Source organism: Pseudomonas sp. BS3782 TE3695, assembly GCF_050435305.1.
GTDB lineage: Bacteria > Pseudomonadota > Gammaproteobacteria > Pseudomonadales > Pseudomonadaceae > Aquipseudomonas.
In genome coordinates this window covers 1,218,393-1,231,234 of sequence record NZ_JBNDKB010000001.1, presented here as the reverse complement: position 1 = coordinate 1,231,234, position 12,842 = coordinate 1,218,393, and the positions used below count along the sequence as shown (strand labels likewise).

Below are 12,842 nucleotides of genomic sequence, written 5' to 3'. Positions count from 1 at the left end.
GATGACGCCTCTAGAAACCAAGCGCCCGCTGCAGCTCAATGATCAGGGCCAGCTGCGCCACTTCCTCTCGCTCGACGGTTTGCGCCGCGAGTTGCTGACGGAAATCCTCGACACCGCTGACTCGTTCCTCGAAGTCGGCGCCCGGGCGGTGAAGAAAGTCCCGTTGCTGCGCGGCAAGACCGTGTGCAACGTGTTCTTCGAGAACTCCACCCGCACCCGCACCACCTTCGAACTGGCGGCTCAGCGGCTGTCGGCCGACGTGATCACCCTGAACGTGTCCACGTCGTCGGCGAGCAAGGGCGAAACCCTGCTCGACACCCTGCGCAACCTGGAAGCCATGGCCGCCGACATGTTCGTCGTGCGTCACGGTGATTCCGGCGCGGCACACTTCATCGCCGAGCATGTCTGCCCGCAAGTGGCGATCATCAACGGCGGCGACGGCCGTCACGCCCACCCGACCCAGGGCATGCTCGACATGCTCACGATTCGTCGGCACAAGGGCGGCTTCGAAAACCTTTCGGTGGCCATCGTCGGCGACATCCTGCACTCGCGTGTAGCGCGCTCGAACATGCTGGCCCTGAAAACCCTCGGCTGCCCGGACATCCGCGTGATCGCGCCGAAAACCCTGTTGCCGATCGGCATCGAGCAGTACGGCGTGAAGGTCTACACCGACATGGCCGAAGGCCTGAAAGACGTCGACGTGGTGATCATGCTGCGCCTGCAGCGTGAACGCATGAGCGGTGGCCTGCTGCCGAGCGAAGGCGAGTTCTATCGCCTGTTCGGCCTGACCACCGCGCGCCTGGCCGGGGCCAAACCGGATTGCATCGTCATGCACCCGGGGCCGATCAACCGTGGGGTGGAAATTGAGTCGGCGGTGGCCGACGGCCCGCACTCGGTGATCCTCAACCAGGTGACCTACGGCATCGCGATTCGTATGGCTGTGCTGTCCATGGCCATGAGCGGGCAAACAGCCCAGCGCCAATTCGAGCAGGAGAACGCCCAGTGAAGCTCAGCATTCTCGGCGCACGCGTTATCGATCCGGCCAGCGGCCTGGATCAAGTGACTGATATCCACGTTGAAGCCTGCAAGATCGTCGCCCTCGGCGCCGCTCCGGCAGGTTTCGTTGCAGTAGACACCATCGACGCCAAAGGCCTGGTTGCCGCCCCCGGCCTGGTTGACCTGAACGTCGCCCTGCGCGAGCCGGGTTACAGCCGCAAAGGCTCGATCGCCAGCGAAACCCGTGCCGCCGCCGCCGGTGGCGTGACCAGCCTGTGCTGCCCACCGAAAACCAAACCGGTGCTGGACACCTCGGCCGTGGCCGAACTGATCCTCGACCGCGCTCGCGAAGCCGGCAACACCAAAGTCTTCCCGATTGGCGCCTTGAGTAAAGGCCTGGATGGCGAACAGCTGGCCGAACTGGTCGCCTTGCGCGACGCCGGCTGCGTGGCCTTCGGCAACGGTCTGGAGAGCTTTCGCAACACCCGAACCCTGTGCCGGGCGCTGGAATATTCGGCGACGTTCGATCTGACGGTGATTTTCAACTCGCAAGACCATGATCTGGCCGAAGGTGGCTTGGCTCACGAAGGCCCGACGGCGAGTTTTCTCGGTTTGCCGGGCATTCCGGAAACCGCTGAAACCGTGGCCTTGGCCCGGGACCTGCTGCTGGTCGAGCAAAGCGGCGTGCGCGCGCACTTCAGCCAGCTCACCAGCGCCCGCGGTGTGGCGCTGATCGCCCAAGCCCAGGCCCGTGGCCTGAAAGTCACGGCGGACGTGGCGTTGTATCAGCTGATCCTCACCGACGAAGCGCTGATCGACTTCAGCAGCCTCTATCACGTCCAGCCGCCGCTGCGCACTCGTGCGGACCGCGACGGCCTGCGGGCAGCGGTGAAGTCGGGGGTGGTCTCGGCCATCTCCAGCCATCACCAGCCCCATGAGCGCGATGCCAAACTGGCGCCGTTCGGTGCCACTGAGCCGGGCATCAGCAGTGTTGAACTGCTGCTGCCGCTGGCGATGACCTTGGTGGAAGACGGTTTGCTCGACTTGCCAACGCTGCTCGCACGCTTGAGTACCGGCCCTGCCGACGCGTTGCGTTTACCAGCGGGCAAATTGGCGGTGGGAGGACCGGCAGATATCGTGTTGTTCGACCCTGCGGCCTCGACCGTGGCCGGTGAGACCTGGTTGTCGAAGGGCGAAAACTGCCCGTTCATTGGCCATAGCTTGCCGGGTGTGGTGCGTTACACCCTGGTGGATGGGCGGATCAGTCACCAAGCGTAAAACCTGTGGCGAGGGAGCTTGCTCCCGCTGGGCTGCGCAGCAGACCTGTTTTGGGGTCGCTTCGCGACCCAGCGGGAGCAAGCTCCCTCGCCACAACTTACTGGAAGGCGCCTCTGTTCTGCGCATTGCGAATAGACACCTGGTCATTCAACGTCCAGAAGTCATACAACACGCCCAGGAAGAACAACCCGCCTGTCACCAGGTACAGCAACCCGCTGATCCATTTCCCCTGATACATCCGGTGCACACCGAATACCCCCAGAAACGTCAGCAGAATCCACGCAACGTTGTATTCGATGGGGCCAGCGGTAAAGCGCAGGTCCGCTTCACGGTCCATGGAGGGGATCAGAAACAGGTCGATCAACCAGCCGATGCCCAGCAAACCGAAAGTAAAAAACCAGATCGTCCCGGTCACCGGCTTGCCGTAATAGAAGCGATGAGCTCCGGTAAAACCGAAAATCCACAACAGGTAACCAATCACTTTGCTGTGTGTGTCTTGCTCTGAAACGGGGTGTTGATAGGTGTTCATGGATGACCTCGACTCACACGATAGAGAAATATTCTTGAATTCTTTGTGACTTTTTTACAGGCGGCCGACATACGGCAAATGTTACCTTCATTCCCGTCAAAGCCTTGTTATCCCTGACTTTTGTCAGACAACCCACGTCAACTTTGCCGACTTTTAGTTCCGCAGCCCGCCGTTTGAATCGACCAACGGCCTCGGAAGGGCCAAAAAAGCTGTTATAAAGTTGCGCGTTCATCCATACGAGCCTTGCCTAATGCGTCCATTTTTCAAGACATGGCTAACCATTTGCCTATTATTGCCCCTGGCCGCCCACGCCACCAATCGTGAGCAACGTCTTCCCAACGTTAATGGTTACACCCCCAAATCCCATGTTTCTGCTCCTTCGAGCAAAAACAACAAACAGACAGTAAAACGCTCCATCCCACTGAGCAGCGCTAACCGCAAACTGGTACCGCCAATGGCCAGCAAGGAAAGCAGCAACGTGTTGAGCCGCGCGGTAAACGTGCTCGGTACGCCTTATCGTTGGGGTGGCAGCAGCCCAAGTAAAGGGTTCGATTGCAGCGGTCTGGTGAAATACGCGTTCAACGACGCCACGTTTGACCTGCCTCGTACCTCCAACGCCATGGCCAGCGGTCATGGCGAGAAGGTCGATCGCAACGATCTGAAGCCAGGCGACCTGATTTTCTTCAACATCAAGAGCCGTCGGGTCAATCATGTTGCCATCTACCTGGGCAACGACCGCTTCATCCACGCACCACGCCGTGGCAAGTCGGTGAGCATCGACACCCTGAAGAAACCGTATTGGGAAAGCCACTATGTGGTTGCCAAGCGGGTTCTGCCCAAAGAACAGAACGCATTGCGGGTTGTTCAGCGCTGATTTGAACCCCCCACCTTTTGAAGGGGGGCATTTGTGGCGAGGGAGCTTGCTCCCGTTCGAGTGCGCAGCGCTCGCAGTTTTTGGGGCCGCTTCGCAGCCCAGCGGGAGCAAGCTCCCTCGCCACAGGTTCGCATTCCAACCTCAAAAATTATCCGGCGAGCGCGCCTTCTCCCGCGCATGCTCACGGCTGATCACGCCCTTGGTCACCAGCTCCTTCAGGCACATATCCAGCGTCTGCATCCCCAGCGACCCTCCGGTCTGAATCGACGAATACATCTGCGCCACCTTGTCTTCGCGGATCAGGTTACGAATCGCCGAAGTGCCGATCATGATTTCGTGGGCGGCTATTCGCCCGCCGCCGATTTTCTTGATCAATGTCTGCGACACCACCGCCAGCAATGATTCGGAGAGCATCGAGCGCACCATCGATTTTTCGTCGCCCGGAAAAACATCCACCACCCTGTCGATGGTTTTCGCCGCCGACGTGGTGTGCAGCGTGCCGAATACCAGGTGACCGGTCTCGGCGGCAGTCAATGCCAGCCGAATAGTCTCCAGGTCACGCATCTCCCCCACCAGAATCACGTCCGGGTCTTCGCGCAGAGCCGAGCGCAGCGCCGTGGCGAAGCTGCGGGTATCGCGATGGACTTCGCGCTGATTGATCAGGCATTTGCGCGATTCGTGGACGAACTCGATGGGGTCTTCGATGGTGAGGATGTGGTGATGGCGATGGTTGTTCAGGTAATCGATCATCGCCGCCAGTGTGGTGGATTTGCCCGAGCCGGTCGGACCGGTCACCAGCACCAGGCCCCGGGGCGCCTCGGTAATCTTGCGAAACACTTCCCCCATCCCCAGATCGTCCATGCTCAGCACCTTGGACGGAATGGTCCGGAATACCGCGCCCGCACCCCGATTCTGGTTGAAGGCATTGACCCGAAACCGCGCCACGCCGGGCACTTCGAAGGAAAAATCGGTTTCAAGATGCTTCTCGAAGTCCACCCGCTGGAGATCGTTCATGATGTCGTAGATCAGCTCATGCACTTCCTTGTGATCCAGGGCCGGCAGGTTGATGCGTCGTACATCGCCGTCGACACGGATCATCGGTGGCAGACCGGCGGACAGGTGCAGGTCAGACGCGCCTTGTTTGGCGCTGAAAGCCAGCAGCTCAGTGATATCCATAGCGCTCCTCAATTCCAGTAGAATGCCGCGAACCTTCAGACCGCTGGCGCCTCTTGATGTCCACGATAGCAGACAACATTGCTCAGGTTAGTTCACGCATCCGTGCTGCCGCCCTCGCCGCCGGGCGCGACGAGCACAGCATCCAGCTGCTGGCCGTGAGCAAGACCAAACCCGCCGACGCCCTGCGTGAAGCCTACGCCGCCGGGATCCGCGACTTTGGCGAAAACTACCTGCAGGAAGCCTTGGGCAAACAGCTCGAATTGGCCGACCTGCCCTTGATCTGGCACTTCATCGGCCCCATTCAATCGAACAAGACTCGCGCTATCGCCGAGCATTTCGACTGGGTGCACTCCGTGGATCGCTTGAAAATCGCACAACGCCTGTCCGAACAACGCCCCGCCGATTTGCCGCCATTGAACATCTGCATCCAGGTCAACGTCAGCGGTGAAGCCAGCAAGTCCGGCTGCACCCCGGCCGACCTGCCCGCCCTGGCCAACGCCATCAGCGCTCTGCCACGCTTGAAATTGCGCGGGCTGATGGCGATTCCCGAGCCGACTGAAGATCGCGCCGCTCAGGACGCGGCTTTTGCTGCCGTGCAGAACCTGCAAACCAGCCTGGACCTGCCACTCGACACACTTTCCATGGGCATGAGCCACGACCTCGAGTCGGCCATTGCCATGGGCGCCACTTGGGTCCGCATCGGAACGGCCCTGTTTGGTGCCCGCGACTACGGCCAGTCTTGAAATAATGGCTGACACCTCTCTTTATAAGGACCTGACATGAGCAAGACTCGTATTGCCTTTATCGGAGCCGGCAACATGGCTGCCAGCCTGATCGGCGGCCTGCGCGCCAAAGGTCTGGACGCCGCGCAAATCCGCGCCAGCGATCCGGGTGAACAAACCCGTGCCCGCGTGAGCGCCGAACACGGCATCGAAGTGTTCGCCGACAACGCCGAAGCCATCCAGGGCGTGGACGTGATCGTGCTGGCGGTCAAACCCCAGGCGATGAAAGCCGTTTGCGAAGCCATTCGTCCAAGCCTTGCGCCGAATCAACTGGTGGTCTCGATCGCGGCCGGCATCACCTGCGCAAGCATGCACAACTGGCTTGGCGCCCAGCCTATCGTGCGCTGCATGCCCAACACCCCGGCGCTGCTGCGTCAGGGTGTGAGCGGTTTGTTCGCCACCGGCGAAGTGAGCGCCGAACAACGCCAGCAAGCTGAAGAATTGCTGTCGGCGGTTGGCATTGCCCTGTGGCTGGACGAAGAACAGCAGCTGGACGCGGTTACCGCCGTTTCCGGCTCAGGCCCTGCGTATTTCTTCCTGCTGATCGAAGCCATGACCGCCGCGGGCGTGAAGCTCGGCCTGCCAGCGGACATCGCCGCGCAACTGACCGTGCAAACCGCTTTGGGTGCTGCACAGATGGCGGTCGCCAGTGATGTCGACGCGGCCGAACTGCGTCGTCGTGTGACGTCGCCTGCGGGCACCACCGAAGCGGCAATCAAGTCATTCCAGGCCGGTGGTTTCGAAGCCCTGGTGGAAAAAGCACTCGGCGCCGCCGCGCACCGCTCGGCCGAGATGGCTGAGCAACTCGGTCGCTAATCAGCTCTTACAAGGAATCAATAATGCTCGGACTCAATGACGCTGCCATTTTCATCATCAAAACCCTGGGCAGCCTGTACCTGCTGATCGTGCTGCTGCGCTTCATCCTGCAATTGGTTCGGGCGAATTTTTACAACCCGCTCTGCCAGTTCATCGTGAAAGCCACTCAACCGTTGCTCAAACCCCTGCGCCGGGTCATCCCGAGCATGTTCGGGCTGGACATGTCGTCACTGGTACTGGCGCTGATGGTGCAGATGGTGCTGATAGCGGTCATCCTGCTGCTCAAAGGCTTCGAGGTCGACTTGCTGCTTTTGGTACCTTGGGCACTGATCGCAGTCTTCTCGCTGTTTCTGAGTGTTCTGTTCTACGCGATGATCATCAGCGTGATTCTGTCCTGGGTCGCCCCGGGGAGCCACAATCCGGGCGCAGAGCTGGTACAGCAGATCACTGAACCGGTACTCGCCCCGTTCCGCCGTATCATTCCGAACCTGGGCGGCCTCGACATCTCGCCGATCTTCGCGTTTATCGCGATCCAGTTACTGCAAAGCTGGCTGATCCCGCGCCTTGCGTACTATGCCCTCATGCCGCAGGGGCTGCTCGGCCTGATCTGATGAGCTACTTTCGCTGGGACGGTGATGACCTGATTCTGGAATGTCACCTGCAACCGGCGGCCCGCAGCGATGATTTCTGCGGGCTGCATGGTGATCGTTTGAAGATCCGCCTGACCGCGCCACCCGTCGAGGGCAAGGCCAATGCGTACCTGATGGCGTTTCTGGCCAAGGCGTTCGGGGTTTCAAAGAGTCAGGTGAGTTTGATCAGCGGGGAATTGAACCGGCAGAAACGGGTGCGGATCTGTTCGCCGAAGAAGCTGCCGGATTTGCCGGATCTGGTTCGCCCAGTCTGACCAATGTGGCGAGGGGATTTATCCCTACTGGGCTGCGCCCTGTAGGAGCTGCCGAAGGCTGCGATCTTTTGATCTTTCGCTTTGAACTCAATTGGTAGGGGAAAGATCGCAGCCTCGTTGCACTCGACAGCTCCTACGGGGCCGCTTCGCGCCCCAACGGGAGCAAGCTCCCTCGCCACAGGTACATCGGGAAAAAATCAGGCCCGGCCTTTGCTTGCCGCTAGCCACAGCGGTCTTTAGACTTACGCCTCATTTCAATGAGAGCAGGGTCGATGCCAGCTGCCTTCCCCCCCGATTCTGTTGGTCTGGTGACGCCGCAAGTGGCGCACTTCAGTGAACCCCTGGCCTTGGCCTGTGGACGTTCGCTGCCCGCTTATGACCTGATCTACGAAACCTACGGCACGCTGAACGCTACGGCGAGCAATGCCGTGCTGATCTGTCACGCCTTGTCCGGCCACCATCACGCTGCCGGCTTCCACAGCCCCGACGACCGCAAACCCGGTTGGTGGGACAGCTGCATCGGCCCCGGCAAGCCGATCGACACCAACAAGTTCTTCGTGGTCAGCCTGAATAATCTCGGCGGGTGCAATGGTTCCACCGGCCCCAGCAGTGTCAATCCGGAAACCGGCAAGCCATTCGGCGCCGACTTCCCGGTCCTGACTGTGGAAGACTGGGTCCACAGCCAGGCGCGTCTGGCTGACTTGCTCGGCATCCACCAATGGGCGGCGGTGATTGGCGGCAGCCTCGGCGGCATGCAGGCCCTGCAGTGGACCATCACCTACCCGGACCGCGTGCGGCACTGCCTGGCCATCGCCTCGGCGCCGAAACTGTCGGCGCAGAACATTGCGTTCAACGAAGTCGCACGTCAGGCGATCCTCACCGACCCGGAGTTCCACGGCGGTTCGTTCCAGGAAGCGGGTGTAATCCCCAAGCGCGGGCTGATGCTGGCGCGGATGGTCGGGCACATCACGTACCTGTCCGACGACTCCATGGGCGAGAAATTCGGTCGCGGCCTGAAGAGCGAAAAGCTCAACTACGACTTCCACAGCGTCGAGTTCCAGGTCGAAAGCTACCTGCGCTATCAGGGTGAGGAGTTTTCCGGACGTTTCGACGCCAACACCTACCTGCTGATGACCAAGGCACTGGATTACTTCGATCCAGCGGCAAACTTCGACAATGACCTGGCGAAAACCTTCGCCAATGCCCAGGCCAGGTTCTGCGTGATGTCCTTCACCACCGACTGGCGCTTCTCTCCTGCCCGCTCGCGGGAGTTGGTGGACGCGCTGATGGCGGCCAGGAAAGACGTCTGCTACCTGGAGATCGACGCTCCGCAAGGTCACGATGCCTTCCTGATTCCGATCCCGCGTTATTTGCAGGCCTTCAGCAATTACATGAACCGTATAGCGCTTTGAGGAAGACATGAGAGCCGATCTGGAAATCATCCAGGAATGGATCCCCGCCGGCAGCCGCGTGCTCGATCTCGGTTGCGGTGATGGCGAGTTGCTGACCTGGCTGCGCGATAACAAACAAGTGACCGGTTATGGCCTGGAAAACGACCCGGATAACATTGCCGAGTGCGTGGCCAAGGGCATCAACGTCATCGAGCAGGACCTGGACAAGGGCTTGGGCAACTTCGCCAGCAACAGCTTCGACATCGTGGTCATGACCCAGGCGCTGCAAGCGGTGCATTACCCGGACAGGATCCTCGATGAAATGCTGCGCGTCGGTCGCCAGTGCATCATCACCTTCCCCAACTTCGGTCACTGGCGCTGCCGCTGGTACCTGGCGAGCAAGGGCCGGATGCCGGTTTCGGAGTTTCTGCCATACACCTGGTACAACACGCCGAACATCCACTTCTGCACTTTCGAAGACTTTGAAGCGCTGTGTCGCGAACGTGAAGCCAAGGTCATTGATCGGCTTGCCGTGGATCAACAGCATCGGCATGGGTGGGCCAGTAAGCTATGGCCTAATCTGTTAGGTGAGATCGGCATCTACCGCGTCAGCAGCCCCGGTCTGCCGGACCACAAGGTCGCGGTCTGAATCACGACACTTCGAGGAGAACGATCATGGGTCGTCTAGCACTGTTTTTACTTACTGCCTGCCTGAGCGTCACCGCCATGGCCGCCGACGTCATCAAGGGCGAGCGCAAGGAGACCTTTGGCGATGTGACGGTGCATTACAACACCTTCAATTCCACTTTCCTGACGCCGGAGATCGCCAAAGCGGCGGAGCTGAACCGCAGCAAGAATCAGGGCGTGATCAACGTCTCGGTACTCAAGGAAGGTAAACCACAGACGGCCCAGGTCAGCGGCACGGTCAAAGACCTGACCAGCCAAAGCATCCCGCTGAAGTTCAAACAAATCACCGAAACAGGTGCGGTGTACTACATCGCCCAGTTCCCGGTGGATCAGCAGGAAATCCGCACCTTTGACATCAAAGTGCAGACCGGCGACAAAACCAACACCATCAGTTTCCAACAAGAGCTTTTCCCCGGCCAATGATGAATTTCACCCAACTCGTACTGGCCAGCCACAACGCCGGCAAACTCAAGGAACTCCAGGCCATGCTCGGCGAATCGGTGCACTTGCGCTCGATCGGCGAGTTCAGCAGCGTCGAGCCTGAAGAAACCGGCCTGTCGTTCGTCGAGAACGCCATTCTCAAGGCACGCAATGCCTCACGCATTTCCGGGCTGCCTGCATTGGCCGATGATTCGGGGCTGGCGGTGGATTTCCTCGGCGGTGCACCGGGCATTTATTCGGCCCGTTACGCCGACGGAAAAGGCGATGCGGCGAACAACGCCAAACTGCTCGACGTCTTGAAAGATGTGCCCGAAGCCGAGCGCGGTGCGCAGTTCGTCTGCGTGCTGGCATTGGTGCGTCATGCCGACGATCCGTTGCCGATCCTCTGCGAAGGCCTGTGGCATGGGCGCATCCTGACCCAGGCCAGCGGCGAACACGGTTTCGGCTACGACCCGCTGTTCTGGGTGCCGGAGCGCGAGTGCTCCAGCGCCGAGCTGAGCCCGAGCGACAAGAACCAGATCAGTCACCGCGCCCGTGCAATGGATCTGCTGCGCCAGCGTCTGGGCCTGAAATGACCCATGACTCGTCCGCGTCGCCGCTGATCTTCGGCGGCGCCGTCCAATCGCCTCGAGCGGCCCTGCCCGTGTTGCCGCCCCTGGCGTTGTACATCCACATCCCGTGGTGTGTACGCAAATGCCCTTATTGCGACTTCAACTCCCACACCGCCAGCCCCGTGCTGCCGGAAGAAGAATATGTCGACGCCTTGCTGGCCGACCTCGATCAGGACCTGCATGCGGTTTATGGCCGTGAGCTGAGCTCGATCTTCTTCGGGGGCGGCACGCCGAGCCTGTTCAGCGCCGAGGCCCTGGGCCGCCTGCTCAAGGGTGTCGAGCAACGTATTACGTTTGCCAGCGACATTGAAATCACCCTGGAAGCCAACCCCGGAACCTTCGAGCAGGAGAAATTCCGCGCCTACCGGGCGCTGGGCATCAATCGCCTGTCGATCGGCATCCAGAGCTTTCAGGAAGAGAAACTCAAGGCCCTGGGGAGAATTCACAACGGCGATGAAGCCGTACGTGCCGCCGGCATGGCCCGCCAGGCCGGTTTCGATAACTTCAATCTCGACCTGATGCATGGTTTGCCCGATCAGTCCCTGGACGATGCCCTGAACGACCTGCGCCAGGCCATTGCCCTGAAGCCGACGCACCTGTCCTGGTATCAACTGACGCTGGAACCGAACACGGTGTTCTGGAACCAGCCGCCAACGCTGCCGGAAGACGACACCCTGTGGGACATTCAGGAGGCCGGTCAGGCGCTGTTGGCCGAACACGGTTACGCGCAATACGAAGTCTCGGCCTATGCCCTGCCCGGCCGTCCGGCGCGGCATAACCTCAATTACTGGAGTTTTGGCGACTTCATCGGCATCGGTGCCGGCGCCCATGGCAAACTCAGTCACCCGGACGGGCGCATCGTGCGCACCTGGAAGACCCGCCTGCCGAAGGACTACCTCAATCCGGCCAAAAGCTTCAAGGCTGGCGAGAAAGCGCTGCCCGACGAAGAACTGCCGTTCGAGTTCCTGATGAACGCCTTGCGCCTGACCGAGGGCGTCGAAGCGCAGTTGTATCCGGAGCGCACCGGGTTACCTCTGGAAAGCCTCGCCGAAGGCCGTCGCGAGGCCGAACAAAGTGGCTTGTTGCAGGTCGAACCGTCACGTCTGGCGGCCACGCTGCGCGGACAACTCTTTCTCAATGACTTGCTGCAAAAATTTCTGACATAAGGAAATCGAATGGATCTGGTACTCGACCTGCTCGCCACCGTGTCCCGCTGGAGCCGTAGCAACCTGTCGGAAATCTCTCTGGCGCTGGTGGGCTGCCTGCTGGTGCTGTTTGGCGCCGACATCAAAGGTTGGGTCGACCAACGCCTGGGCAGCATCGCCGGCGCTTTGCGCGTCCCGCTGATGGCCCTGCTGTGCATGGTCGGCAGTGGCGTGGCGCTGATCTATGCAACGCCATGGATCATCAAAGGCCTGAGCCAGTTCAACAACTACAGCCTGGCACCGGTGTTGTTGGTGGTGCTGGTGTTGATTGGCGTGGTCGCTGATCGCCGCTGATCTCCAGGCACAGCACAAAACAAATGTGGGAGCGGGCTTGCTCGCGAAGGCGTCGTGTCAGTCAACATTAGCGTTGAATGATGAACCGCCTTCGCGAGCAAGCCCGCTCCCACATTTGGTATTGCGTAGGGCTTAGGACTGTTTTTCGAACTTCAGATCCCACACGCCATGCCCAAGGCGTTCGCCGCGGCGTTCGAACTTGGTGATCGGGCGCTCGGTCGGGCGCGGGACGCATTTGCCGTCTTCGGCGAGGTTGCGATAGCCCGGGGCGACGTTCATCACTTCCAGCATGTACTCGGCGTACGGTTCCCAGTCGGTGGCCATGTGCAACACACCACCGACTTTCAACTTGCTGCGCACCAGTTCGGCGAACGACGCCTGAACGATACGACGCTTGTGGTGACGGCTCTTGTGCCACGGGTCCGGGAAAAACAGCATCAGGCGATCGAGGCTGTTGTCGGCGATGCAACGGTTGAGCACTTCGATTGCATCGCAATCGTAGACGCGCAGGTTGGTCAGCCCCTGTGTCAGCACGCCATTGAGCAGCGCGCCGACACCCGGCCGGTGAACCTCAACGCCAATGAAATCCTGCTCCGGCGAGGCCGCGGCCATTTCCAGCAGCGAATGGCCCATACCAAAGCCGATTTCCAGCGAACGTGGCGCCGAACGCCCGAACACCTGATCGAAGTCCACCGGTGCATCGGCCAAAGGCAGCACAAACAGCGGCGCACCTTGGTCCAGACCACGCTGCTGGCCTTCGGTCATGCGCCCGGCGCGCATCACGAAACTCTTGATGCGACGGTGTTGGCGCTCTTCGCCTTCTTCCTGCTGGATAGGCGTTTCGTTTGATTCAGTCAT

At 60.4% G+C, this 12,842-nt stretch carries 17 protein-coding genes; 13 read left to right on the top strand and 4 right to left on the bottom strand.

All coding sequences use genetic code 11. The annotated features are described in order from the left end of the window. The first annotated feature begins 1 nt into the window (after position 1). Both ABH909_RS05550 and ABH909_RS05545 read left to right on the top strand, forming a co-directional pair. On the top strand, positions 2-1,006 hold the full coding sequence (locus tag ABH909_RS05550; RefSeq protein WP_429431108.1) for an aspartate carbamoyltransferase catalytic subunit: 1,005 nt from the start codon (positions 2-4) through the stop codon (positions 1,004-1,006). Then, positions 1,003-2,274, top strand: coding sequence for a dihydroorotase (locus tag ABH909_RS05545; protein ID WP_429431106.1), 1,272 nt, complete (start codon positions 1,003-1,005; stop codon positions 2,272-2,274). The genes ABH909_RS05550 and ABH909_RS05545 overlap by 4 nt, the downstream gene beginning before the upstream one ends. Before the next feature lie 97 nt (positions 2,275-2,371). Here ABH909_RS05545 and ABH909_RS05540 read toward each other — a convergent pair whose 3' ends face one another. Both ABH909_RS05540 and ABH909_RS05535 read right to left on the bottom strand, forming a co-directional pair. Continuing rightward, the gene (locus ABH909_RS05540; protein WP_192344910.1) at positions 2,372-2,803 is read right to left on the bottom strand and encodes an NINE protein; all 432 of its coding nucleotides are present in this window, start codon (positions 2,801-2,803) and stop codon (positions 2,372-2,374) included. Between the two features lie 13 nt (positions 2,804-2,816). Further along, positions 2,817-3,035 carry a hypothetical protein gene (locus ABH909_RS05535; protein WP_429431104.1) on the bottom strand — a complete coding sequence of 73 codons (219 nt, stop codon included), beginning with the start codon at positions 3,033-3,035 and terminating at the stop codon, positions 2,817-2,819. A gap of 18 nt (positions 3,036-3,053) precedes the next feature. On the opposite strand from ABH909_RS05535, the gene ABH909_RS05530 reads away from it, so the two are divergent. Continuing rightward, complete coding sequence (locus ABH909_RS05530) at positions 3,054-3,677, top strand: C40 family peptidase (RefSeq protein WP_429431102.1); 624 nt, start codon at positions 3,054-3,056, stop codon at positions 3,675-3,677. Between the two features lie 141 nt (positions 3,678-3,818). Here ABH909_RS05530 and ABH909_RS05525 read toward each other — a convergent pair whose 3' ends face one another. Beyond that, positions 3,819-4,853 (bottom strand): type IV pilus twitching motility protein PilT, encoded by a 1,035-nt coding sequence (locus ABH909_RS05525; RefSeq protein WP_183680898.1) that lies wholly within the window; start codon positions 4,851-4,853, stop codon positions 3,819-3,821. Positions 4,854-4,909: 56 nt separating this feature from the next. On the opposite strand from ABH909_RS05525, the gene ABH909_RS05520 reads away from it, so the two are divergent. The 10 genes from ABH909_RS05520 to ABH909_RS05475 all read left to right on the top strand — a co-directional run bounded on the left by ABH909_RS05520 (position 4,910) and on the right by ABH909_RS05475 (position 11,984). Continuing rightward, positions 4,910-5,596 carry a YggS family pyridoxal phosphate-dependent enzyme gene (locus tag ABH909_RS05520; protein ID WP_429431100.1) on the top strand — a complete coding sequence of 229 codons (687 nt, stop codon included), beginning with the start codon at positions 4,910-4,912 and terminating at the stop codon, positions 5,594-5,596. 36 nt (positions 5,597-5,632) lie between these two features. After that, positions 5,633-6,451, top strand: coding sequence for a pyrroline-5-carboxylate reductase (gene proC / locus ABH909_RS05515; protein ID WP_429431098.1), 819 nt, complete (start codon positions 5,633-5,635; stop codon positions 6,449-6,451). Positions 6,452-6,474: 23 nt separating this feature from the next. Beyond that, positions 6,475-7,062 carry a YggT family protein gene (locus ABH909_RS05510; RefSeq protein WP_429431097.1) on the top strand — a complete coding sequence of 196 codons (588 nt, stop codon included), beginning with the start codon at positions 6,475-6,477 and terminating at the stop codon, positions 7,060-7,062. Next, positions 7,062-7,355: a DUF167 domain-containing protein gene (locus ABH909_RS05505; RefSeq protein ID WP_123357326.1), complete on the top strand. Its 294-nt coding sequence runs from the start codon at positions 7,062-7,064 to the stop codon at positions 7,353-7,355. Before ABH909_RS05510 ends, ABH909_RS05505 begins: the two co-directional genes overlap by 1 nt. Positions 7,356-7,627: 272 nt before the next feature. Beyond that, positions 7,628-8,767, top strand: a complete 1,140-nt coding sequence (gene metX, locus ABH909_RS05500) for a homoserine O-succinyltransferase MetX (RefSeq protein ID WP_218395303.1) — start codon at positions 7,628-7,630, stop codon at positions 8,765-8,767. 7 nt (positions 8,768-8,774) lie between these two features. Next, positions 8,775-9,395, top strand: a complete 621-nt coding sequence (gene metW, locus ABH909_RS05495) for a methionine biosynthesis protein MetW (RefSeq protein ID WP_008068110.1) — start codon at positions 8,775-8,777, stop codon at positions 9,393-9,395. Positions 9,396-9,421: 26 nt separating this feature from the next. Continuing rightward, on the top strand, positions 9,422-9,856 hold the full coding sequence (locus ABH909_RS05490) for a DUF4426 domain-containing protein (RefSeq protein ID WP_429431094.1): 435 nt from the start codon (positions 9,422-9,424) through the stop codon (positions 9,854-9,856). Beyond that, the gene (gene rdgB, locus ABH909_RS05485; RefSeq protein WP_123500249.1) at positions 9,853-10,449 is read left to right on the top strand and encodes an RdgB/HAM1 family non-canonical purine NTP pyrophosphatase; all 597 of its coding nucleotides are present in this window, start codon (positions 9,853-9,855) and stop codon (positions 10,447-10,449) included. The genes ABH909_RS05490 and rdgB overlap by 4 nt, the downstream gene beginning before the upstream one ends. Then, entirely contained in the window at positions 10,446-11,651 is a 1,206-nt protein-coding gene (gene hemW / locus ABH909_RS05480; protein WP_429431092.1) for a radical SAM family heme chaperone HemW, read from the top strand. Before rdgB ends, hemW begins: the two co-directional genes overlap by 4 nt. Before the next feature lie 9 nt (positions 11,652-11,660). Further along, positions 11,661-11,984 (top strand): DUF3392 domain-containing protein, encoded by a 324-nt coding sequence (locus ABH909_RS05475; RefSeq protein ID WP_007897907.1) that lies wholly within the window; start codon positions 11,661-11,663, stop codon positions 11,982-11,984. 132 nt (positions 11,985-12,116) lie between these two features. Here ABH909_RS05475 and trmB read toward each other — a convergent pair whose 3' ends face one another. Then, a complete protein-coding gene (gene trmB, locus ABH909_RS05470) occupies positions 12,117-12,842 on the bottom strand; it encodes a tRNA (guanosine(46)-N7)-methyltransferase TrmB (protein WP_429431090.1) in 726 nt (241 codons plus the stop codon).

What these genes read in the sequence shown, in the direction of transcription:
- ABH909_RS05550 (WP_429431108.1), top strand. Translation starts at nt 2, where the DNA reads ATGACGCCTCTAGAAACCAAGCGCCCGCTGCAGCTCAATGATCAGGGC.
- ABH909_RS05540 (WP_192344910.1), bottom strand. Translation starts at nt 2,803, where the DNA reads ATGAACACCTATCAACACCCCGTTTCAGAGCAAGACACACACAGCAAA.
- ABH909_RS05535 (WP_429431104.1), bottom strand. Translation starts at nt 3,035, where the DNA reads ATGAACGCGCAACTTTATAACAGCTTTTTTGGCCCTTCCGAGGCCGTT.
- ABH909_RS05530 (WP_429431102.1), top strand. Translation starts at nt 3,054, where the DNA reads ATGCGTCCATTTTTCAAGACATGGCTAACCATTTGCCTATTATTGCCC.
- ABH909_RS05525 (WP_183680898.1), bottom strand. Translation starts at nt 4,853, where the DNA reads ATGGATATCACTGAGCTGCTGGCTTTCAGCGCCAAACAAGGCGCGTCT.
- ABH909_RS05520 (WP_429431100.1), top strand. Translation starts at nt 4,910, where the DNA reads ATGTCCACGATAGCAGACAACATTGCTCAGGTTAGTTCACGCATCCGT.
- proC (WP_429431098.1), top strand. Translation starts at nt 5,633, where the DNA reads ATGAGCAAGACTCGTATTGCCTTTATCGGAGCCGGCAACATGGCTGCC.
- ABH909_RS05510 (WP_429431097.1), top strand. Translation starts at nt 6,475, where the DNA reads ATGCTCGGACTCAATGACGCTGCCATTTTCATCATCAAAACCCTGGGC.
- ABH909_RS05505 (WP_123357326.1), top strand. Translation starts at nt 7,062, where the DNA reads ATGAGCTACTTTCGCTGGGACGGTGATGACCTGATTCTGGAATGTCAC.
- metX (WP_218395303.1), top strand. Translation starts at nt 7,628, where the DNA reads ATGCCAGCTGCCTTCCCCCCCGATTCTGTTGGTCTGGTGACGCCGCAA.
- metW (WP_008068110.1), top strand. Translation starts at nt 8,775, where the DNA reads ATGAGAGCCGATCTGGAAATCATCCAGGAATGGATCCCCGCCGGCAGC.
- ABH909_RS05490 (WP_429431094.1), top strand. Translation starts at nt 9,422, where the DNA reads ATGGGTCGTCTAGCACTGTTTTTACTTACTGCCTGCCTGAGCGTCACC.
- rdgB (WP_123500249.1), top strand. Translation starts at nt 9,853, where the DNA reads ATGATGAATTTCACCCAACTCGTACTGGCCAGCCACAACGCCGGCAAA.
- hemW (WP_429431092.1), top strand. Translation starts at nt 10,446, where the DNA reads ATGACCCATGACTCGTCCGCGTCGCCGCTGATCTTCGGCGGCGCCGTC.
- ABH909_RS05475 (WP_007897907.1), top strand. Translation starts at nt 11,661, where the DNA reads ATGGATCTGGTACTCGACCTGCTCGCCACCGTGTCCCGCTGGAGCCGT.
- trmB (WP_429431090.1), bottom strand. Translation starts at nt 12,842, where the DNA reads ATGACTGAATCAAACGAAACGCCTATCCAGCAGGAAGAAGGCGAAGAG.